The organism is Bacillus sp. F19, from assembly GCA_023823795.1.
GTDB lineage: Bacteria > Bacillota > Bacilli > Bacillales > Bacillaceae > Bacillus_P.
In genome coordinates, this window is record CP085710.1 from 290,416 (window position 1) to 313,181 (window position 22,766).

Here is a 22,766-nt window from a genome sequence, read left to right on the forward strand (position 1 = left end):
TTTAAATTTTCTTCAGCAATCGGGCCAGATTGTTGAAGAACAGCAGGAACTTTTGGGAAGGAAGCCGAAGTTAATATCATGCTTGTGTTATTCAATAAACTTGCAGGTTAGTGTGTTAATGAATAAGTGATACTACGTAATAATAGTATTTCACGTACAAAATTAGCATTATTCTTTCAACCTTCTTGTGTAACCAAACCCATTCTCTGACATCAATAAAATCTAATTATAAAGGAGTCCAAAGTTATGGAAATTTCTAAGGAAGTAGAGATGCTCCATCTTGAATTTCATGGGAATATTATTCATCCAACTCTTTTATGGGATCAAGAAATGGCTGTTTTAATAGACACTGGATTCCCTGGACAAATTGAAGATTTACGCGTGGCAATGGATAAGGTAGGAGTGTCGTTCGACAAACTAAAAGTTGTGATTTTGACGCATCAGGATATAGATCATATAGGTAGTCTTCCTGAGATATTACAGGAGTGTGAAAGTAATATTAAAGTATATGCTCACGATCTGGATAAGCCTTATATTCAAGGGGATTTACCTCTTTTGAAAGACGGGCACCTAGAGAACCCCCCGAAGGGCAAAGTAGACGATACCTTGAAAGACGGTCAAGAATTGCCGTATTGCGGCGGGATTCGTGTCATCCATACTCCAGGGCATACTCCTGGCCATATCAGCCTATATTTGAAACAAAGTAAAACACTCGTTGCCGGGGATTCGATGTACAGTGTAAACGGAATAATTGGGGGAATTCATGCCCCAACCGCACTGGATATAAAGGCGGCTCGACTCTCTTTGAAGAAATACATAGACCTCGACATTGAATCTGTGGTTTGTTACCACGGAGGATTAAGTAACGTAAATATTAATGATCAGATTCAAAAAGTAATTTCATATTAAATTTCTAGAACCTTCTTCAACAATCGGGCGCTTATCTGTAATAAGGTAAGTGCCTTTTAATTGAATAAGGGATTGAGTTTAATGAAGAGTTTTGAAATAATTGGTATTAAGCAATAGGTGCAGTTTTCTTGAAAAAGCTCAATTGGTAATATTTCAGGTATTAGAAAAAATATTTTCAGTCATTATCATAGAAATGTAAAAGTTTAAGAGTTATATTTACATAGAATATCAGTCATCAGGAAGAGGTAGTATTATGACAATATTTATGTACATATTTTGTTTGATTGTATGGGGACTTAACTTTATTGCGGTAAAAATTCAAGGAACTCCAGTCAGCTTGGAATTATCCTTAACTTATCGTTTAGTCATGACAGCCTTTTTATTTTTGATTCTTGTTTGGTTCCTTCGACCAAAGGGGAGGCCAACAAGAAAAGATATCCCATTTGTAATAGTGTTTGGTATATGTAACTTTGCATTAAGCTATTTATGCCTTTATTACGCCACAATTTTGAGTTCTGCAGCAATCGTAACATTGGTTTTTTCATTAAAGGTGATTTTGACACCGATTGCTCTCCGGATTTTTTTAAAAGAAAAGTTACATTCACGCGTTTTATTTGGGGGAATTTTAGGTGTATTGGGCGTATGTATTCTCATCTATCCATCTTTGAACAACTTTCAAGGGTTCAATGACATAAAAGGAATTATGATCGCTTTCCTAGGTACACTTCTGACGTCAGTTGGTGACGCCAGCTCGGCTAGAAATGCAAATCGAAAGGTTGATCCAATTTATGCAAATGCAATTGGATTTACAGTGGGCAGTATATTGATGGGAGCAATTGTATTGTTCCAAGGACAAGAATTTATAATTCCAACATCTGTTTCATACTTATCTGCGTTACTATATTTAACTCTGGTTGCTTCATTTGCGGCATGGTTATTTTATTTGAAGCTTGTAGAAAAAATTGGAGGAGCTCAAAGCGGCTATATGGTCGCTCTATTCCCAGCTATCGGTGGAGTTGCCTCTGTTTTAATCGGTGAGTCAGATCCATCAGTGTATTTGTTTGCCGGTTGCCTATCTAGCTGTATTGGCGCTGCAATTGCTTTAGGGTTTGGAAGGAGACTAGCTGTACAGGATTAATTAAGAAGGAATTTACTTATGAATTTAAAAATAGCACTCATTTAATGAATGGTTTCTCAGGTTATTGACAAAGAATCCAGAAGAAAATCTAGCTATTTAACTTAATAAGCTTATTGAGCTAAACAGCTAATAGAAGCTATAGTAATCTTCAACAATCGGGCCCGTTTGCTGAATTAATAAAGTATATATAATCAATTAACATTAGCTAAATATAATTATGTTAACTTTAAATTGTAACGATGAAGACAACAATATTCTATTGAGGATAGGGTGTGTTAGATAAAATGGTTACTAAAGTGGGCATAGGTTTTTTACTTTTAATGGTGCATTTCTACTTGGTTTGAGTAGCATCTAAAAATTTTTTATTTTTATATTGTATAACAATTAATTCATATAATCAGATGTCAGCAAAAATAATGCTGACTTTTTTATTGTGCAGAACTAGGGACGGAACTACTCAATAACGTAACGAGACCGTTCAATACAACTAACTAGCTAAAATAGGATATGATGATCTTCCACAAAAGGGCTCTAATTCACCAGCTCTAAGACCTGTCCATGCTAAAGTTAAAAAGATAACATAATCATCAATTTCACCTTTAGTTTTAGCTGTTTCTAGAAAATCCTTTAATTCATGTTTTTCTAAATACTTCTCTTCAACTTTTTGGTTCTCTATGTCCTCTACTGTTTTTTTGTCTTTTGGGATAAAAGCATATTCTGTCGGATCAGCAAGAAGTAAATCTTGTTCTAATGCTCGTTTAAAGATCATTTTTGCCGTACCATGTATACCTGAAATTGTATTATGGGCCAGCTGCTCTTTTTTCTTCAAATCATTTAATGCATTCTGGTACATTTTTTTAGTAACATCTTTTATCTTGTAATGAGCAAAATACCGATTCAAATGACCAATTTCATGATTTCTTACACGAATAGTACTAATCTTTACGACTGTTTCACTATAGGTATCAAGCCATTCTTGAGCCATATCTTTAAATAAAATATTGTTATCTTCAAATGTTTTACCAGCGGTCTTTCTTTCAAATTCTTTTAAGGCGTCCTTTGCTTCTTTTTGTTTTAGAAAGCCTTTTTTCACAATTCTGCGGCGAGAACCGGTTTGTGGATCTACGCCATTTTCGACAACGTTTATCCAACGCTCACCTTTTTTTGTTTGGTACTTTTTAACATATGCCATTAAAACCCACCTTGTATACTTCCTCAATATCAGGCAGCTGAATTATAAGTTGGCTAACTTCCCATGGTTCCACACCATGTCTAAGGATTCGTTGCTTTATTTGATAAAGATTTAAACCTAGAATGGGCGGAATGATGTAAGGCTTTAAAGCCTTGCAATGGGAGAAATAGGTAAGGTTATTTCTTCCCACCATTCTTCACTTGTGAAGTAGGTCAGGTAAAAACAGTATTTCCATTAAAAACCACTACCATTAAAATGAACTTGGGAGTGGTTTTATTTGAGGTCGATCCGAAATCCTGAATGTGAATAACTGGAAAAAATCCCTTCGAATGTATACAATTAAACTAGCTTTATCGTTATAGATTGATGTGCGATATGAATCATTCTTATGTTCTTAGGAGGCATTCTATGTTTTTTTTCAAAAAGAAAACGCAAATTTCGGAGCAAAAAGTGAGAGAACTCATCCAGCGGTTAGAAGCTGCCTACACAGAAAAGGATATAGAGAAATTGAAGGAATTGTTCCATCCAGATCATCGGGAAATCTCCTTTTTAAACCATTTTACTTTGATGATGAATTTTCAAATTTACAATATTCAATCTGACATTATGAGGATTGAAATCTTAGATCTATCAGAGGACGAAGCGACGTTTACATACACTAGAAAACATATATACACGTGCATAAATAAAAACGATGAAAATGGAGAAAGTCCTAACAATATCACAAGTTATTATATCCAAGTCAAAAAAGAGGCCAACTCAATCTGGATTACAAGACTCTCAAAATACAGCGAATTATTTTTGGACGAAGAGGGAGAAATCTTTCCGCATGAGAAGGCGGCAGTGCCATCAAGTGCCCAATTTTATAACAATATGAAACGGTTTATTGAGCCATTGCAGCTGGATGGTTTCAAACCGGCGACGTATCTTCTTTATGATAATAGTGAATTTATTGGGTATTATCCTGAAAATGAACGTTTTTCATATAAGACAAAAGAGAAATTTACAATTGATTATTTTACAGAGATGGGTGCGGCTTCCGTGGAAGAGCATACAGAAAGATACCTACGGGAGAATAGCCTGGAATATAGTGAAGTGATTAAAATGGAAGAGAATTATTCACTAATCGAAACGAAATTTATTAGTAATTCCCGTTTGCAGCATGAGCTGGTACTAAGCATGCTGGCACCTGACGGATTCTTTATGATCCGCTATTTGAAAAATAATAACAGTCCCATTAAACAACAACTGCGGCAGAGTTGGATTGATCAGATGGCGGCAGTGACTGCGTATATTAATTCTAATTGAATTTAGTTTTGATTGATTTCTAGGATTATGCCTAATAGATATAGAAAAACTCGCCAAAATGGGCGAGTTTTTTGTGTTTTAAGATACTATTAATCGTGCCAAACCGGGATTTTCTAAACTATTCTCTAACACAACACGATTATTCTATAAGGTGTAGTTTGAGCAGGTATACTTTTGGTAGAAGGTCCATAAATAACGATAAGATCCCGGTTCGCCGGATTTCGTGTAAATGATTGCCCATTCGTTAATAACAATTGAGTGTATGGAGATAAATTTAATTGCAATCGTCCATCACTGCTCACCAGCTGGCTATTAAAATAATCTACTTTTACATTCTGATTTGGCCTTTCTTTTACCATAACCAGTGCTTGGTATTGCGGAGGATATATAAGGGGAACAGGTGCATTCCCATCATAATATCCAGTTACCAGGTCTCCTGCTGAAACCATTGCATGGTCAACGAAGTAAGTAGCGGGTGACACAACAAAATTTACGGTTGCGCCTGATCCGTTTTCTACAGAAATTAATTTATAACAGCCTTCACCATTTTGGCCTGAATTAAAATCACTGATCATTGTAACGATTCCTTGAAAAGAATAAAAATTAGTCATATACATACCTCCATTGTTAGAAAAAGAATATGCTTTTGATCTATAAAGCGATCTTAAAAAGAAACATCCCCAAGGAAGAGCTTAGGGTTGTCTTTTGCATTATGTTAAATAGCAGGTGACCCACCTATGTACAATATGTAGGTTAATACCTAAACGACTGTGCGGATGCCTAAAAAGGTGAGGAAATGTTCTGTGGGAGAATATACATAATTTTAAAGCCCTCAAAAAAAGTGTCAAACCTTGATTTATAAGGGTTTAACGCTTTTTTACATTCATGAAAATCATTCATTCATCATAGATTCCGCTCTAACAAAATCCCCACTTGCTCTGACATGACATGACATGAGGAGGATACGGCATTTCATTCTTGAACCACCATTCCACGATCCCTACGTAAGACGTCACAATAAATTGAAGGATAATTTCTTCATTTAAACCCTGATTTTTCCCTTTTGTGATATCCACTTCATTCTTGAACTCTTCAATCAGTAACTCGACGAACTGACTGCGGAAAGAAGGGGCCCCTTTACTGGCTAACATCGTTGAAAAGAATAAATAATGACGTTCAAGGTATTCGAACCAGGGAAGATTCGAATCTCTGAATTCCAGTTCAGCTGCAGATTCGCATATTTCTCGCAGTTCATTAATATGTTCTTCAATCAGCTTATTCAGCAGATCAAATTTATCTACAGGGCGCAGATTTTGAATCGGATTAATTTTAAGTGAAATGCTTTTGACTTTAGGTCCATAAAGAACAACTGAATCTCGAACTTATTTTTATAGGACTGTTTCGTATCGCAGGGCGATACAGCTTGCAAAAAGGGTTAAAAGGCTTCATATTTAAAAGAAAAGGAGGTCCGATATGCGACGTGATATACAACCGAATGAACGAGCATTCTCTTCCAAGGAAGCAGCAGAAGAAGTGGGGATTGCGACTCCCACTGTTCGTAAGTATGGCCAAATTTTAGAGCGGAATGGATATGAATTTTTGAAAGATGGCGAACGACGTATCTTTGTTCAATCAGACATCAGAGCGCTTATAGCGCTGCGCGATACGGACAAGCCCCTGGACGATACAGCTAAAGACCTTGTCCACCAACAAAAAGAAAGATTAGAAGAATCCGAGGTAACAGAGGTTACGATTCCCGATACATATGATCATTTACCAAGCGACCCCAATCAATTAAAAGAGGTCTTAGTGTATGTAGTCAATGAACTCGCAGCAGCACGTGAAATGAATGTCCAGCTAAAAAACGATATGTCACACCTTAAAACAACGGTTGCCCGGCTTCAGCAAGATCATCATGTGATAAGTTCCAGCATTGGAAATTCAGCACATAAAACAAATGTTAAAATTGAAAAATTAACTCAGCAGCAAAATATTCATTACGAAACATTGCTGGAACAAGAAAAACAAAAAAGTGAACTCTTACAAAAAGAAATTCAGAATATGAGGGACGAACAGAAAAAAGAATGGAGTTCACAAAATGACTTTAATAAACGGTTAGAAGAAGCGATACAAAAACCTCAAGAAAAATGGGAGTGGCTTTTCTCCATATTCCGAAAATAAACTTGAATAAAAATCATCGTGACCTATTTTATAGGCATAGATGAAAGACTAAGAGCATTTTATCAATTAACAGGATTTGGTGCATGCTTTGTAAGAGCGCGGAGATAACCATGTATCGCTGAGCTCTTACAAAGCAAATGAAGGCTCATTTGAAATACATTGTAGATATGTGTAGGCGATATGCATTTAAACAAAATACATAGCTTGAAGCAAGCAAAAAAGCATGTTTGCTATTGAGGCGGTTACTTCTTTCCAGAACAAGATGGAGTTGTTCTAGAAAGGGGCGATCGGCTCTTTTTTTGTTTCGTATCGCAGGGCGATATAACTTTCGAAAATGGCAATTGACATTGAAGCGCATATAGCGTTACGCGATATGGACAAGTCGCTGGACGATACAGCTATCAACAAAAAAAAGATTAGAAGGAAGAGATCTTTTAACTTATGTTCCAACTATTCTAATTTCACGATTCTTCAAATTTCATTAATTCCCGGGAAATATCTACAAAATCAGAGCAGTTATCGACAAAAGGGAGGTGGTGATGAAGTGGCCTTGCTATGATCAATAAAAAATTCAAAATTAAAAACGAGTGAATCGTGATGATGATTCACTCGTTTTATTAGGCTTTAGGCTCTACCAATTCTGTACCGAATCTCCTTCAATTAAGCTTACATTGATTCGTTCGTGTTCACGCTTTTCCATTTTGATTAAATTAAGAAGCAATTCTGATGCTAAAGCACCCCATTTATGCTTCGAATAGTTGATTGTTGCCAGTCTTGGGTGAATGTACTGAGAAACTTCAATATTATCAAAACCAATGATATGAACGTCTTCTCCTATACGCAAGTGCGTCCGGCTAAAATAGTCATACATGCCGATTGCCATTTCATCGTTTAAGCAAAATACACCGACTGGCTCTGAAAATTCCTGGTGAATCTTCTTAGCAGCAACCTCTCCTGACGGTCTGTTGAAATCACCGTCAAGCTCAATATATTGGATATGTGAATACCGTTGTACTGCCTTTTGGACAGCCTCCAGTCGCTGCCGTGCATCAAACGATATTTCGGGCCCTTTTAAGACATAAATCTTTTTATGACCTTTTTCAGCCAAATAATCAATTGCCAGGGTTGCACCGGCTTTGTTGTCGAGCAGTACTTGAGAAATATTCGGATGATCCATTCTCCGATCCATTACAACCAGCTTATGTCCGCGTTCTGCATGGCTCAGCAATTCTTCTGTTTTATACGTTGCATCCAAGATAATGGCTCCATCAATCATACGTTCCGGCAAGAACCTGTGAGACTCTTTTCCGCTGCATACGATTAGTTCATAGCCATTCTTGCTTAATGTCTCCATCATTCCCTGAAGAAGCTGGCCGTAAAATGCTCCGCTGTAATTCGTCAAATAGATTCCGATTATCTTGGTTTCTCTCTTTTTCAGCGAACGAGCAGCTGCGCTCGGGATATAATTTAATTCTTTCGCAATTGCATGAATCCGGTCAGATGTTTCCTTAGTAACTTTCGGACTGCCGTTTAAGGCATAGGAGACCGTGGATATGGAAACACCTGCTTTTTTCGCAATGTCCTTAATACTTACCAAAGCCATTCTCTCCAACCTCTTTTTTTGTAAACGTTTTCCTATATTATACCTAATGATTATAAATAAATCTCTACGGTATTTTTCTTGTCATTCAACTCACCGATTAATTCTGAGCGGTTTACCACTAGACCTCCGTCACGGTAAAGATTGTGATAAGTTTTAGCTGCCTTTTCTTTTCCATTGATAATTAACCGCTTTTTATCATTTCCGCTGATATGATAAATGAATGTTACAGGCTTCTCATCCAACATATAATGAAATTCTAAGCCTTGCATGCTTTCAGGCAGAACAGGGTCCAGGATGAGATTTTCTCCATTCACCCTTATTCCTAAACAGTTAGAGATCAGCTGATTCATATAGATTCCGGGTCCTGACGAATAAATGCGCCATCCGCCTTTAACTTTTTCCTTGCCTGCTTTTAAATCATCGAAACGTTCCTGAGCTTCATAACGTGTTTTGAAATCACCGTCTGAGCTGCTGAAGTAGGCATTACTTTGACGTCTTTCTGCATTCGGAACAGCTTCTTGAATCATAACCGGGTTAATTTTTTCAAGACCGCTCCACACTTCTGATGTCTTTCCAAGCTTAGCCATTGCTTCTACAAACCGGATGTGTGCGTGAACATATTGCAATCCAATCTCACGCCCGAAATTAGATGCTTGTTCAGCACGTTTGAAGTGTGTGCTCACACCGCCTTTATAATGGGCAGGCTTATCCATTAATCTTACACCATCCGGGCAATAAAATTTATTCATAATGATATGAAGGTGCTGTTCTGCTTGTTCAGGTGTTAAAAGCTCTGCAATCATACTTCTGGTCATCGGCAGTAATCGGTAGTTGATGCCTGTCGTTTTATCTGATGGATGCAGCATGAATTGGGGATCGTCTGCATTTTCCATATACACAAATCCAGGAATGACATCGTTGCTCAGTATATATTCTTGAAAATCTGCCTTGATGCCATCAGCCAGCTTTCCTAATTCTGAGGCCCTTTTCTCATCGATCTGTTTTAACAATTGAGAGAATTGCGCCATTACTTGATAGGTTAACGCAACTGTCCATGAACTCACCATGTACTTCTTAAGCTGCGGGTTCGCTGGCTGAAGTGTGTCATCCCAGTCTCCGTCGCCGTACGAAGATAAATGAGAATCATGCAAAAAGTTAGCTTTCATATAGTTAATCTGCTTTTGAATATGATCTAATAATGTGTATGTCTTATCAGTAAAATTAAATGAAGTGTCTGTATAAGGAATCTCTTCCGACAGGATTTCAAAATCATTTGTTGCTGAAAGATAATCTGTCACAGCTTTAAGCGGCCATACAATGATATCACCATGGGATTCTTCCTGCTGAATGGTGAAATATTGATCGAACATAAACCATTGCGGCCAGTTTCCTGTTTCTTCATACTGATGAGAGTATAACGTAAGCAAGATCTCTTTAACTGCATCATAATGCTGTGTGGACAGGAAATACTCTGTCGGTCCCTGACAAACATCACGAGTACCCCAAGCAGCTCCGCCGTATTGCTCTAATCCGTGCGGAACCGAATAATGAATGAGCATGTTGTGCGTATACCAGTGTGCTAATGCGTTCATCTTTTGCAGTTCTGCTGTTTCTTTTCCGAATTTAGATAGGTGGAAGCCTCGATTTGTTTGACGTATAAATTCACGATAGCGTTCAATTTCTGTGTCTGCGTTTTTTTCATTAAAAGGAAATGAGCGGCCATCAATTAACCCTTGGACAGTCATAGTCCACTCACTTGTGGGTGCCAAATCACAAACTACGAGTGATGCAGTTCCTGAATCAATCTTTTCGCCGAAGATTGTTTCATCGGTTACGTTCATTTCAGCACCAGCGACTTTCATATGATAGCACAGGTTTTTATACGTGTTTGCACTGTCTGAAGAAGCGTCAGCATAGAACACCAAAACATCTCTTTTTATTTCCATCTTAAACGGAGCTTCATATTCCTGATTGTTCATGGATACTTGGTTCGTAATGACAAAACGATAGTTCTTCCCGCTCTGAGCCTTTAGTTGAAGCACTACTTCCGGTGAATCAACCGTGGTGAAGTTTGTGATGGTGAACAAATCATTCTCTATTTTGTAGAACCAGCGTGTATAATTAAAGCCCATTTCAAACAGTGAAGGCATCGTCAACAGCTGAAGTTTTCCGTCCAGTTCAACATAAATGCGCTGACCTGAAGTCTTCATCACATTCAGTGCATTGCGTGCATTCGTCAGCATCTTATGAAACGAAGTGTTTCCGACAACGAGCTGTGAGTTGAAGATCCCGTACATATAAGATGTTGTTGAGACAGTATCTTCTTTTAGGTGAACGTTATTACCCGTTACAAGAATGTGACCATGTGGACGTTCTACCATTCTTTCTTTTTCTTTTAACACAATATGTTCATAGGTTGGCGTGAAGAAAGACAGCAGCTTGTCTCCTTCGTATTCCTCTAGAATTCTTTCAGGAAACAGATTTTTTACTTCTTCTAAGCTAAGATCGGCTGTTTTTACCGTTCCTGTAAACTGCTTATTCCGTTTTACCTTTGAAAGTGTGATTGTTTCCTTACTTTGCAGAGACTGTACGTTTTTCCAGGCATCGAGTACCTCATCAATAAACTGGGCAGATGTTACCGCTTCCGGGTGATTTTCTTTAAAGCATCCGTAAAAGACAAACTGTTCAATGCCTTGCAGCTCAACTGCTTCTGATTGAAGGGCAATGTAAGCAAACTCGTATTGATACACGGAGTTTGGAAGGTTTTTTTGATAGAGTGCTTCAGGTACATCCGTCTCCTTAAAAGAACGTCCAAAGAATTGAAATCCGTCTGTAGCATATCCGATTGCTTTCGTTAATGAGCCTTGCTGTAAGTAAGGAAATTTATTTCCGTTAGGCTGATTCTGACGGGAACAAACAACATAGCCTAATGGTTTTTTATCAAATACTTGATGATCAACATATTGCGCGGTGAACGCCTCGTTTGTCCGGACTGCCCCTCTATGAGCAAGGCCGACATCTTGTCCATAGATGAGGTCTGCTTTCACATTCGCACCGTTTACCTCCACATTCCAAAACCAAATGCCATTTGGAGTTAACGTGAATACGACTTTATACGAAACGTCTTCAAAAGACCCCTCCCAAATGGCCTGGCTTTCATTATAAGAAACTGTACTGTTTGAACGCGTGCCTACTAAAGGTGTGACTTTCATACCCTCGGGCAGAAATAGACGCAAGTATAGATTGTTCAAAGCGCCATCAATTGGATTGCTCATCCACTGGTTAATCATCGTATCTTTATAAGAAACTTCGAAAATATCACCAGAATGTAAAAAAGTAAAACGATAGTCACCGTTTTTGATTTCAAATTTTCCCTTCGTCGCAGTTGTCATCAAATACCCCTCAATTCTCTATTTTGTAAGCTCAAAACAAGCGCTTTTAACATCATGGCTGCTGCCGCCGACAAAGACAGTAAATTCCCCTTCATCACTGGTAAAAGATAGATCCGCATGGTAATAGCGAAGCTGCTCTTCTATTAAAATAAATTCAACTGTTTTCGTTTCCTCTGGATCGAGCTTCACTTTTACAAATGCCTTTAATTCTTTTAACGGCCGAATGACTTCACCAACCATATCACGGATGTATAGCTGAACGATTTCTTCTCCAGCCGTCTTGCCGGAATTGGTTACATCAACGGAAACTGTCAACGGGTGATCGGGCGATATTGTACATGATGATAGCTTTGGCTCACTGTATTTATAATGTGTATAGCTTAAACCAAATCCAAATGGATATAATGGTTCATTTGGAATGTCCAAGTACTGAGAAACATAACGGATTTGCGCATCTGGTGCATCTTTTGGACGGCCGGTATTGTAGTTATTGTAATAAACAGGAACTTGTCCTGCTGTAAATGGAAATGACATCGTCAATTTTCCGGATGGATTTCGCTCTCCAAAAAGAAGATCTGCAACCGCATTTCCGCCTTCTGTCCCAGGATACCAAGCCTCTAAAATGGCATTTGCCTGTCCTTCAATTCCAGACAGATCAAGAGGTCTTCCATTAAAAAGGACAATGACAACAGGTTTACCAAGCGCTTTTATTTTTGAAACGAGCTCTAATTGAACCTCTGGCAGACGAATGTCTGCGCGGCATCCAGCTTCTCCGCTCATTTCAGAATCTTCTCCAAGTGCAAGAACGATGATATCCGCTGCTTTTGCTTTTGCGGCCGCTTTTTCAAAAAGTTCATCTGAGCTGGTTTCAATCCCGCAGCCTTTTTCAATCACTAGGTCTTCAGGGCTTAGTTTTGCAGAAAAGGCTTCATGCAGGGTTACAGCGTCATCCTTTGAACCTTGCCATGACCACGGTCCTAACAGATCTCCGTTTTCTGCAAAAGGTCCTATTAAGGCAATTTTCTTTTCATTATTTAAAGGCAAGATTCCATCATTCTTAAGCAATACGCAGGATTTAACGGCCAGCTCATATGCTGCTTCTCGATGTGTTCGAGAGAGCACCACTTCTTTTTCACGATGTACATCGGCCCCGCGATAGGGATTTTCAAAAAGAGCCAGCTTTTCCTTTAGCTCTAAAATGCGGTATACCGCTTCATCAATTCTCTTTTCTTCTACTTTTCCTTCTTTTATTAACGCTGCTAAATGATGTGCATAGCATGATGTCATCATTTCAATATCGACACCAGCTTTGATTGCATTCTCCGCTGCATCTTTTTCATCTCGCGCAATGCCATGTGGAATCTGTTCTTTTACGGCTCCCCAATCCGAAATTAAAACACCATTAAAGCCCATTTCTTCTCGAAGGAGGTTGCGCATCAACTTTTTGTTCCCAGTCGCAGGGATTCCGTCCACTGTATTAAATGCGGTCATGACCATCTCACAGCCTTCGTCTAATGCCGCTTTATAGGCAGGAAGGTATGACTCCCGAAGCTGACGCTCTGACATATCTACCGTATTATAATCACGTCCGCCTTCTGCCGCTCCGTAAGCTGCAAAATGTTTTACACAAGCGGCTACACGATCTGTGTCACCTGAAAGGTCATTTCCTTGAAAGCCTCTTACAAAAGCTCTTGCAAATTCACTGTTTAAAAAAGGATCTTCTCCCGTACTCTCCATTACTCTTCCCCAACGAGGGTCGCGTACGAGGTCGACCATAGGTGCAAAGGTGACATGAATCCCGCTGACGGATGCTTCTCTTGCTGCGATTTCAGCACTTTTTTCTGCAGCCTCTAAATCCCACGAACAGCCTATGGCTAAAGGAACGGGGAAAATGGTTTTGTAGCCATGAACAATATCTGCCATCATTAAGAGCGGAATACCAAGCCGGTTCTCTTTCATGTGAGCGTCCTGGATGTTTCGGACTTCCTTTGCGCCTGATGCGCCAAGTACAGATCCGCTGTTGATGACATCTTCCTTCTTTATTCCCAGCTCGAGCATAGGTCCAGTAATTTGTCCTTCAGTAGCAGCGCCTTCATAAAAAGGGGTAGCAAGCTGGATTAGCTGAGAGATTTTCTCATGAATCGTCATTTTTTCTATTAGAGATGTAATTCGTATTTTGTCCATTCACCCGCGCTCCTTAAATTTTAGTATTTGAAAGTACAGATATCATCGAAACGTTTCTATTAAATTCAATGCGATTATAAGCCTAACACTGACAGGTGTCAATTTTTCATTGGCATTAAAATTAAAAAGAAGAACTTGAAAAACCCTTTGTTAATAAAGAATTTTAGAAGTTTTTTCATTTTTTCAATTTCATGTTGTAAACGATTACAGCTTGAATTATAATGTGTTTATCGAAACGTTTCAATGATAATTTGAATAAAGAGTCTACATTATCAAAAAAGGAAATGCTTACTTGTGTATTTATGACTCTAGTCTTAAATACAAATAGGAAGCAAATAAGAGGGGGAACAAACATGAAAAAGCATTGGTTTAAAAAGTCAGCAGTAAAATCAATGGTTGGAGCTTTATTGATTACTGGGGTACTCGCAGGCTGCTCTTCTGAGTCAAGTGAAGACGGAAAAACAACATTAACCGTTTGGGGAATGGGGGAAGAAGCAAAATCCCTTCCTAAAATCGCAGAAGAATTCGAAAAAGAAAATCCTGAAATCGATGTAAAGGTTCAGGCACTTCCTTGGGATCAAGCACACGACAAACTGCTGACAGCTGTTGCATCTAAAAAAGGACCGGATGTTTTGCAAATGGGAACAACATGGATTCCTGAATTTGCATCAGCAGGAGCCTTAAAAGACTTAACTCCTCATGTGAAAGACTATCCGGAACTTGATCCGAAGCACTTCTTTGAAGGATCTGTTGAAACCACGAAATACGAAGATAAGATGGTTGGTGTGCCTTGGTATGTAGACACCCGCCTACTTTACTACCGTACAGATTTACTTGAGGAAGCAGGCTATAAAGAAGCCCCTAAGACTTGGGAAGAGTTGAAAGATGCGGCGGACAAGCTTGCTGATCGCGGAGAAGGAAAATATGGAATTGCTATTGATGCAAAAGAGCAAAGTTTATCTTTTATGTTCGCCCGTCAAAACGGAGCTGAGCTGCTGGGAGCAGAAAACGATCCTAAATTCAACGAACCAAAATTTGCAGAAGCAGTAAATTATCTGAACAGTTTCTATGAGAGCGGAGCAGCGCCAAAAGATGATCTGGGTATCGACATCGTTCAAGGATTCCGCGGAGAAGGTATTCTGCCTATGTTTATCAGCGGTCCATGGATGATCAAATTGATCAACGACCAAGCTCCTGAATTAGAAGGAAAATGGGCAACTGCTGTTCTTCCGGCAAAAGAAAACAATGTATCAGCACTTGGCGGATCTAATCTGTCTGTATTTGAGCACACAAAGAATGAAGAAGAAGCATTAAAATTTGCAGCTTACATGAGTAAACCTGAGACACAATTAAAGTGGATGGAAATGACGAACTCTCTTCCGGCAGCTCAAAAAGCCTGGGAAGATGAATCTCTTACTGGAAATAAGTACTACAAAGCATTCGGGGAACAAATGGAGAATTCTCAGCCAATGCCTGTTATTAAGCAATGGGAAGAAATCGCCCAAACTTACTTGAAGAGCTTCGAGAAGATCTATCGCGGCGGTGCAGATGTTCAGAAAGAGCTGGATTCCTTCGACAAACAAGCAGAAGAAATCTTAAAAAAATAAGTCAGGTCAATATAGATAACGAGCAGTTCCTGCTGCTCGTTACCTTTTTATTGACGAGTTCAGGGCAACCATGAAGGATGTGAAAGACATGAAAAGCTATTCAAAAACAACTCCTTATCTCTTTATTGGGCCAGCTCTACTTCTATTGGCCTTATTTTCTCTTATCCCTATTGTTCTTGCATTGGTCATTAGTTTTACAGATATAGATCTTGCCGGACTCGCTGATTACTCGAATATTAGTTTTATTGGAATCGAAAACTATGTGAATATCTTTAAAGACCCGATATTCTTAAAATCGATTGGTAATACCATCTTTTACGTAGTAATTGGTGTGCCGCTTGTTATTGCATGCTCACTCGGCATCGCGTTGCTGATTAATTTCGGTACAGCCCGAATCTTTAAGGCTTTTCGGCTCGTTTTTTATATGCCTTCTATTACAAACGTCGTTGCTGTAGCAGTCGTATGGACTTACCTCTATAATCCTCAGTTCGGTTTGTTTAACTATCTGTTAGGCTTAGTGGGGATTCCTTCCATTCCTTGGCTGCAGGATCCAACGATTGCAAAAGTCTCTTTAATTGCACTGGCAGTTTGGCGTGCAATTGGAATCAATATGATTATTTTCTTAGCTGCTCTTCAAGGTATTCCAAAAACCTATTACGAAGCTGCTCAGCTCGATGGAGCAAACAACTGGAAGCAGCTTACGAAGATAACAATACCTCTGCTTCGGTACGCAATTTTCTTCGTATCGATTACAACGATGATAGGATGGGTTCAGTTCTTCGAGGAACCATTCGTCATGACAAACGGAGGACCGCTGGATAGTACGACTTCTGTTGCCCTGTTTATCTACCGCAACGGATTCCAGTTGAGCAACTTCGGATACGCGGCTGCTGGTTCGTTCTATTTATTACGATTATTATCATTACGATGATTCAGTTCAAATTGCAAAAGAAAGATACAGACTTTTAAGAGGTGAGGCGGGAACATGAAAGCAACAGTATCTGATGCAAAAAAAGCATACAGAATTCAGCAATGGATTGCAGGAATCGTTTTAACTCTTGGAGGACTATTGGTTTCTATTCCTTTTATCTGGATGATTCTTTCTGCGTTCAAGCCTGAAAGTGAAGTGCTTCAGCTCACTCCAACTCTATGGCCTGAAACCTTTACAACGGAAAACTTCATCTACTTATTTGAAAACATGAACTTTGCTGTTTATCTTCGCAATACGATTTTCATTGTCCTCTGTTCTTTTGTCGGCCTTTTCTTTAATGCGATGGCTGGATTCGCCTTCGCTAAATACAAGTTTAAAGGCAGAGAAAAGCTTTTTTATCTTGTCCTTGCGACCATGATGATTCCGGGACAAGTGACGATGATTCCAGTCTATTTGATTCTAAATCAGATGGGATTAACAAACACGATGGCGGGAGTTGTATTACCAGGGTTGGTCGGAGCATTCAGCATCTTTTTGTTCAGACAGTTCATGTCTACAATTCCAGACGAACTGCTTGAAGCTGCCCGATTAGACGGAGCAAGCGAGTTACGGGTTTTCGTGCAGCTGATCCTTCCAATATCAAAGCCAATCATGGCAGTTCAAGGAATATTAACGTTCATAGCGGGGTGGAACAGTTTCCTATGGCCGTTGATTATTGCAAATGATGAAAGTTTATACACCTTATCAGTTGGTTTGAGCTTATTGAAAGGTCAGTATGGCGGTAACTTTGCGCTGCAAATGGCAGGTTCAACCTTTATGGTCGTGCCAATCGTCATTATCTTTATCATCTTTCAAAAGCACATTATCGAAGGATATACCATTTCAGGTATGAAATAAGATCAAAGGACTGACTGTTGTCAGTCCTTTGATCGATTAACAAACCTCAATTTACACCCATATTTAATAGTCAGAAAAAAGCACCAGTTTCCCAATGGACACTGGTGCTTTTCCTTGCTTATTGGATAGAAAACACTTCCTTTTCCAGCAGTTCTTCAGGTTTTTTGCCGATTGGATCCTGGTGGAAGTAATCGCGGATCATACCATCTTTTAAGAAGTTGGCAATGGATACCATGATCATCCCTTGATCCAATGCAAGATACGCTTTAGCAATCTCGCCGGTTTCAACGTTAACAGAATCATAGAAGCCATAAGTACTGTAAGTGTCTAATTCTCTTAACGCTTTGATGTTCTTTTGTACCGCTTCCGGGTCATAGTCTAGTGCGAGGAAGGATGCATGTGCCGTTACAGTCGCCCCGTCTTTATATTCGGAAGTGCCCAGCGGAGTTGCTGCGAATTCACTGTATCCGTCAGGTGTAGCTGCCGGTGAGAATCCCCATGCCGGATATCCTTTTTCTGCTGCGAATGCTTGTTGGCTTAATAGAATGCCAGTACTGAGTGTTACTGCTGTTGCCTGCTTGGCAAGCCTGCTAAAGTTCATAAGTCTTCCTCCTCGTTTTATGTGTGATTGCTTGTACAATTAGAATTATAGGGGAGTCCTTGAGAGGAGAGGTATGGTACATATTGATTGGATTTTAGTCGTATATTGATATTGGCTCAAAGAAGGGCTAATGCTCTTTTTGTTGAATGTACAAAGACAGTGAGTTTTAACCAAACGTTTAAGGAGGCATCAAATGGATAAAAGAGTTCAATTCGACTTTGAAATCGAGTTTACTAACGGGGGAGGACTTCAGGGGCAGGAATTCCGGCTTGATATTGAAGGAGATGACATCTCTGATAAGGATCTGACCAAATATATCGTAGAAGATATGAGGCTGCTTATGGTTGGCGAAGTAAGGATTTTCAACAAAAAAATCATTACGGAAAAACATAAACGAAAATCTGTTGAAGATAACGCCGGTCGGTTTTTGGATTCTGGATCGGTGATGAAAGGAGAAAAAATGGCGGGTTTGAGCATGAAGACGGTCATTACAGGAGAAAAAGTAATCCTCAGACCTTTTAAAGCTGATGAAGATTTACCCTTTATAGAAGAATGTTTAAAGGATCCTGTCGTTCTAAAATATACCGGCAGTTCTGACGAGTACGACAGAGTAGAGGTTTACAATTGGTATCACTCCAGAAATGAACAAACCGACCGCTTGGACCTTGCGATTGTTGATAAATTCCCAAATATCTTGGTTGGAGAAGTAGTGGTCAATGAATATGATGAACAAAATCAAAGCATGAATTTCAGAATCCTTATTGGTCCGAGAGGCAGAGATCGCGGCTTGGGAACGGAAGCATCTCAGCTAATCATCGAGTATGTTTTTAAAAATACAGACCTCAGCTTCATGACGCTGAGTGTTTTTGCTTTTAATCCCAGAGCAATGAAGGTGTATGAAAACCTGGGGTTTGTTATACAAAGTGTCGATCAAAATGAATTAGAGTTTGAAGGAGAATGGATTGATTCTATTAATATGAAATTAACACGAGAAGATTGGATGAAGGGGAAGTGACATATGAGCGGAATTGCAAAAACTCCAGATCCGCCTTATTATGCAGTGATTTTTGCCTCAGAGAGAACGGAGGCGGATAATGGGTACAGGATCATGGCGGACAAAATGGTAGAGCTGGCTTCTCAGCAAAGCTTTTTAGGCGTGGAAAGCGCACGGGATGAAGGATTAGGGATTACCGTTTCGTATTGGGACTCTCTGGACTCCATCCAAAAATGGAAAGAACATTCAGCCCATATGGCAGCCCAGGATCGAGGAAAAGGGGAATGGTACAAAGCGTTTTCTCTCAGGGTTTGCAAAGTAGAGAGACAAAGCTTTTTTGAGGTGTGATATTGGTGCGTTTTTATCAGTGGCTGATCTGAAAAAAGTACGCTGATCGCCGTATTGGAACAAATTTAACAGCGGATGTGCGGAAGAAAGTGCGTCAAACTCGGTTTTGAAACACTTTCTTTACCGTAAATGCCGAAGAAAGTGCGTCAAACGCGGTTTTGAAACAACTTCTTTACCGGAAGAGCGGAAGAAAGTGTGCCAAATCCCGTTTTGGAATAACTTCTTCACCGGAAGAGCGGAAGAAAGTGTGCCCAATCCCGTTGTGGAACAACATCTTCACCGGAAGAGTGGAAGAAAGTGTGCCAAATTCCGTTTTGGAACAACATCTTCACCATAAATGCCGAAGAAAGTGCGCCAAATTCTGTTTTGGAACAACATCTTCACCATAAATGCCGAGGAAAGTGCGCCAAATCCCGTTTTGGAGCAACTTCTTCACCATAAATGCCGAAGAAAGTGTGCCAAATCCCGTTTTGGAACAACTTCTTTACCGGAAGAGCGGAAGAAAGTGTGCCAAATCCTGTTGTGGAACAACATCTTCACCGGAAGAGCGGAAGAAAGTGTGCCAAATCCCGTTTTGGAGCAACTTCTTCACCAGAAGAGAGGAAGAAAGTGCGCCAAATTCCGTATTGGAACAACATCTTCACCGGAAGAGAGGAAGAAAGTGTGCCAAATCCCGTTTTGGAACAACTTCTTCACCGGAAGAGAGGAAGAAAGTGTGCCAAATTCCGTTTTGGAGCAACTTCTTTACCAGAAGAGCGGAAGAAAGAACATTCATAAGATGATCGCCAAGCTTCCAGCCTTCATAATAGCCTGTTGCAAATGGGGTAATGCCCTCCTTCTGCAGCTTTTCGGCAGCTGCAGTCAACTCACTAAGTGTTTCTCATCAGATAAAAGGTTTCGAGACTCTTTTCCATCGTCTTGGGGCTGAAATAAATGGAGTCTTCAAAGTCGCTGTTAAAAATCCGGAACAGATCAGGATCCCGGTAAAGGATATAAGGAAAATCAATCATGCCGTCAAGATACTGCTCAAGCTCCTCCGCATTCTTCTGAAGCTGCTCCCGGCTGTTTTCAAGCATGCTGCTCCACACTATTTTTTGTGTAGGTATAGATGAAAAAAACAGATAGGAAATACGGCAGCACGATGAAAATCAGCAGCATAATCAACAGGCGGCTTTGTATGCTTTTCACGGGAGTCACTCCTTTGGCGGATACTCAGCTTCTGCTTTCTCTCTTTAGCATCCTAAAACTATATCAAACCAAAAAACCAAGTCAATCCTGCACAAGCAGGATTTGTAAAAGGAAATTATCCTTATATTTTTCGCAGAGCGGGGCTATATTATGTTACCGTCCCTGTATGATATGCAAACAAAAAAGCTGAAGAGAACTTCAGCTTTTACATGTTGTTATGCTATTTATCCTACTTTTTCAAAAGCAAATACATAAAATAAGGTGCGCCGATTAGCGCAATCATAATCCCCGCAGGTATACCCTCGGGTTCGATAATATTCCGTCCAATCGTATCCGCTAATAGCAGGAGAAAGGCCCCGATCAGAATGGCCACCGGCAGGAAGAGCTGATTTCGAGGTCCGACTAGAGCCCTTGCAATGTGCGGAGCCATGAGCCCGACGAAGGCGATGCCTCCTGTAACGGAGACGGCTGATGCTGCAAGGGCAATTGCTGTCAGCAGCAGAATGAATCTTTCTTTTTCAACGGATACACCGAGGCCGATTGGCACAGCTTCACTCATGCCGAGAAGGTTCAGCCTGTTTGCTTTGTACAGGGCAAAGGGGATGAGGATGCCTACCCATGGTAAAATGGCCCAAATAAATGGCCAGTCTGCGCCCCAAATATTGCCCGAAAGCCACTTGGCAATAAAATCAACTTTTTGACGTTCAGCAGATGAAATAAGGACGATCATTAACCCTGAGAGAGCCATAGAAAATCCCACCCCGGTCAATACGAGTTTGACTGGCTGCATGCCCGCAGTCCGGCTGTACGAAAAAGCATAGATGAGAACAGCAGTGAGCAAGGCACCGGCAAATGCAACTAATGGCAGCATATAAACGAATGACCCTGCGTCAATCGGAAAGTACAAAAAGAATACAGCGATAGCTGCTCCAGCCCCAGAGTTAATACCGATAATGCCTGGGTCGGCCAGATCGTTTCTTGTGATGCCCTGCAAAATGGCACCAGATAGAGCGAGAGCCATTCCTGCTAGGATGGTGATGATGATCCGCGGCAGGCGAATAGAATAGAGAATAAAGTCTTCTTTAAATGTACCCTGTCCAAGCACAACTGGAAGCAGCCTGTCATAAGAGAGGGAGGCGTAGCCAAGCCCCATACCGGCAATAATGGTCGTTAAAAGCAGGATAAACAAGATCAAAATGGTTATTCGCTGTTTTTTGACTAATGCAGAATGAATCATGTGAAATCACGGCCTCCTTTGCGGACAATAAAGAGAAAGAAAGGCAGGCCAAGGATGGAAACAATCGCTGCAACAGGTGTTTCGTACGGGGCATTGATGGTTCTGCCCAGCGTGTCAGCAAGCAGCATAAATGTCGCACCCATGACAACTGACATTGGAATAATGAAACGGTAATCCGTTCCCACTATTGCACGGACGATATGCGGGATCATCAGTCCGACAAAAGCCAGATTGCCTGCAAGAGCGACACCTGCGCCTGCAAGCAAAACGATGACAACAAATAGAATAGCCTTAATATAGACCGTTTTTTGCCCTAATCCTACAGCAACCTCTTCGCTTAAACTAAGAATGGTCAGCTGTCTGGAAAGCATCAGGGAAATGAGGATGCCGGCTGCAATAATTGGAATAATGAACTGCAGCTGGCTCCAGGATGTTCCAGCCATACCGCCGGAAGTCCACATGGAAACATCCTTTGAAAGCTTAAAGGTAATCCCGACTCCCTCAGCAACCGCAAAGAGAAAAGCAGACACGGCTGCTCCGGCCAGAACAATCCGCATAGGAGAGAAACCGCCCTTTTTCATAGAGCCGATGCCTAAAACCATCCCCGCTCCAACGGCACAGCCAATAAAACAGGCAATCATAATGCCGAAGTAATTCACGCCTGGAATGAAAGCCAGGGTAATGGCAAGCGCAGCTGTACCGCCGGCTGTCAGCCCGATTAACCCTGGATCAGCCAGAGGATTTCTCGTCAGCCCCTGCATGATGGCGCCAGATACGGCAAGAGCTGCACCGACAGCCATAGCTGCAACCTCCCGCGGAAGGCGGATTTCACGGATCATGGTGGCTTTATCGCTAAGCTCTGTTCCCGTCATGGCGAGCCATACATCATTTAACGATGTATCTGCAGCTCCGAAGATCATTGCTGCAGCGAAAGCGCCAAGAAACACGAGAATTCCTGCAGCCATTTTCAATATAAACAAGTACGTTTTCATCATCTATCATTCTCTTCTTTTTAGAATAAAGGAAAAGGAATTCTTAAAGTAAGAATCCCTCTTC

The 22,766-nt window shown here is 40.4% G+C and carries 18 protein-coding genes and 2 pseudogenes; 10 read left to right on the forward strand and 10 right to left on the reverse strand.

What is annotated here, in order from left to right:
* Positions 1–246 precede the first annotated feature (246 nt).
* The gene (locus tag LIT25_01710; GenBank protein USK34165.1) at positions 247–909 is read left to right on the forward strand and encodes an MBL fold metallo-hydrolase; all 663 of its coding nucleotides are present in this window, start codon (positions 247–249) and stop codon (positions 907–909) included.
* Positions 910–1,162: 253 nt separating this feature from the next.
* Positions 1,163–2,047, forward strand: coding sequence for a DMT family transporter (locus LIT25_01715; protein USK34166.1), 885 nt, complete (start codon positions 1,163–1,165; stop codon positions 2,045–2,047).
* 487 nt (positions 2,048–2,534) lie between these two features.
* Here the strand turns inward: LIT25_01715 and LIT25_01720 are convergent, their stop codons facing one another.
* Positions 2,535–3,239: an Arm DNA-binding domain-containing protein gene (locus LIT25_01720; GenBank protein USK34167.1), complete on the reverse strand. Its 705-nt coding sequence runs from the start codon at positions 3,237–3,239 to the stop codon at positions 2,535–2,537.
* Positions 3,240–3,647: 408 nt separating this feature from the next.
* On the opposite strand from LIT25_01720, the gene LIT25_01725 reads away from it, so the two are divergent.
* Complete coding sequence (locus tag LIT25_01725) at positions 3,648–4,547, forward strand: nuclear transport factor 2 family protein (protein USK34168.1); 900 nt, start codon at positions 3,648–3,650, stop codon at positions 4,545–4,547.
* A gap of 125 nt (positions 4,548–4,672) precedes the next feature.
* Here the strand turns inward: LIT25_01725 and LIT25_01730 are convergent, their stop codons facing one another.
* Together LIT25_01730 and LIT25_01735 are read right to left on the reverse strand one after the other, a co-directional pair.
* Positions 4,673–5,158 (reverse strand): hypothetical protein, encoded by a 486-nt coding sequence (locus tag LIT25_01730; GenBank protein ID USK34169.1) that lies wholly within the window; start codon positions 5,156–5,158, stop codon positions 4,673–4,675.
* A 292-nt stretch (positions 5,159–5,450) separates the two neighbouring features.
* Positions 5,451–5,848: pseudogene (locus LIT25_01735) on the reverse strand (TetR family transcriptional regulator C-terminal domain-containing protein).
* Positions 5,849–6,020: 172 nt separating this feature from the next.
* Here LIT25_01735 and LIT25_01740 point away from each other — a divergent pair.
* Entirely contained in the window at positions 6,021–6,728 is a 708-nt protein-coding gene (locus LIT25_01740; GenBank protein ID USK34170.1) for a hypothetical protein, read from the forward strand.
* Between the two features lie 631 nt (positions 6,729–7,359).
* Here LIT25_01740 and LIT25_01745 read toward each other — a convergent pair.
* The 3 genes from LIT25_01745 to LIT25_01755 are packed head-to-tail and all read right to left on the reverse strand — an operon-like array spanning position 7,360 to position 13,907.
* Positions 7,360–8,325: a LacI family transcriptional regulator gene (locus LIT25_01745; GenBank protein USK36117.1), complete on the reverse strand. Its 966-nt coding sequence runs from the start codon at positions 8,323–8,325 to the stop codon at positions 7,360–7,362.
* Between the two features lie 56 nt (positions 8,326–8,381).
* Positions 8,382–11,723: a cellobiose phosphorylase gene (locus tag LIT25_01750; protein ID USK34171.1), complete on the reverse strand. Its 3,342-nt coding sequence runs from the start codon at positions 11,721–11,723 to the stop codon at positions 8,382–8,384.
* A gap of 18 nt (positions 11,724–11,741) precedes the next feature.
* The gene (locus LIT25_01755; protein USK34172.1) at positions 11,742–13,907 is read right to left on the reverse strand and encodes a glycoside hydrolase family 3 C-terminal domain-containing protein; all 2,166 of its coding nucleotides are present in this window, start codon (positions 13,905–13,907) and stop codon (positions 11,742–11,744) included.
* Between the two features lie 353 nt (positions 13,908–14,260).
* Between LIT25_01755 and LIT25_01760 the strand changes: the two genes are divergently transcribed.
* The 3 genes and pseudogenes from LIT25_01760 (at position 14,261) to LIT25_01770 (ending at position 17,342) form a co-directional block, all read left to right on the forward strand.
* The gene (locus tag LIT25_01760; protein USK34173.1) at positions 14,261–15,514 is read left to right on the forward strand and encodes a sugar ABC transporter substrate-binding protein; all 1,254 of its coding nucleotides are present in this window, start codon (positions 14,261–14,263) and stop codon (positions 15,512–15,514) included.
* An 88-nt stretch (positions 15,515–15,602) separates the two neighbouring features.
* Positions 15,603–16,483, forward strand: a pseudogene (locus tag LIT25_01765) (sugar ABC transporter permease).
* A gap of 16 nt (positions 16,484–16,499) precedes the next feature.
* A complete protein-coding gene (locus tag LIT25_01770) occupies positions 16,500–17,342 on the forward strand; it encodes a carbohydrate ABC transporter permease (protein ID USK34174.1) in 843 nt (280 codons plus the stop codon).
* 118 nt (positions 17,343–17,460) lie between these two features.
* On the opposite strand, the gene LIT25_01775 is transcribed toward LIT25_01770, so the two are convergent.
* Positions 17,461–17,943: a hypothetical protein gene (locus LIT25_01775; protein ID USK34175.1), complete on the reverse strand. Its 483-nt coding sequence runs from the start codon at positions 17,941–17,943 to the stop codon at positions 17,461–17,463.
* A 193-nt stretch (positions 17,944–18,136) separates the two neighbouring features.
* On the opposite strand from LIT25_01775, the gene LIT25_01780 reads away from it, so the two are divergent.
* The 3 genes from LIT25_01780 to LIT25_01790 all read left to right on the forward strand — a co-directional run bounded on the left by LIT25_01780 (position 18,137) and on the right by LIT25_01790 (position 20,062).
* Positions 18,137–18,958 (forward strand): GNAT family N-acetyltransferase, encoded by an 822-nt coding sequence (locus LIT25_01780; protein ID USK34176.1) that lies wholly within the window; start codon positions 18,137–18,139, stop codon positions 18,956–18,958.
* A gap of 3 nt (positions 18,959–18,961) precedes the next feature.
* On the forward strand, positions 18,962–19,285 hold the full coding sequence (locus LIT25_01785) for an antibiotic biosynthesis monooxygenase (GenBank protein ID USK34177.1): 324 nt from the start codon (positions 18,962–18,964) through the stop codon (positions 19,283–19,285).
* A 507-nt stretch (positions 19,286–19,792) separates the two neighbouring features.
* Positions 19,793–20,062 (forward strand): hypothetical protein, encoded by a 270-nt coding sequence (locus LIT25_01790; GenBank protein USK34178.1) that lies wholly within the window; start codon positions 19,793–19,795, stop codon positions 20,060–20,062.
* Positions 20,063–20,154: 92 nt separating this feature from the next.
* Here LIT25_01790 and LIT25_01795 read toward each other — a convergent pair whose 3' ends face one another.
* The 3 genes from LIT25_01795 to LIT25_01805 all read right to left on the reverse strand — a co-directional run bounded on the left by LIT25_01795 (position 20,155) and on the right by LIT25_01805 (position 22,705).
* A complete protein-coding gene (locus LIT25_01795) occupies positions 20,155–20,361 on the reverse strand; it encodes a hypothetical protein (protein ID USK34179.1) in 207 nt (68 codons plus the stop codon).
* Positions 20,362–20,702: 341 nt separating this feature from the next.
* Positions 20,703–21,710: an iron ABC transporter permease gene (locus tag LIT25_01800; protein USK34180.1), complete on the reverse strand. Its 1,008-nt coding sequence runs from the start codon at positions 21,708–21,710 to the stop codon at positions 20,703–20,705.
* Positions 21,707–22,705 carry an iron ABC transporter permease gene (locus LIT25_01805; protein USK34181.1) on the reverse strand — a complete coding sequence of 333 codons (999 nt, stop codon included), beginning with the start codon at positions 22,703–22,705 and terminating at the stop codon, positions 21,707–21,709. The genes LIT25_01800 and LIT25_01805 overlap by 4 nt, the downstream gene beginning before the upstream one ends.
* Between the last annotated feature and the right edge of the window lie 61 nt (positions 22,706–22,766).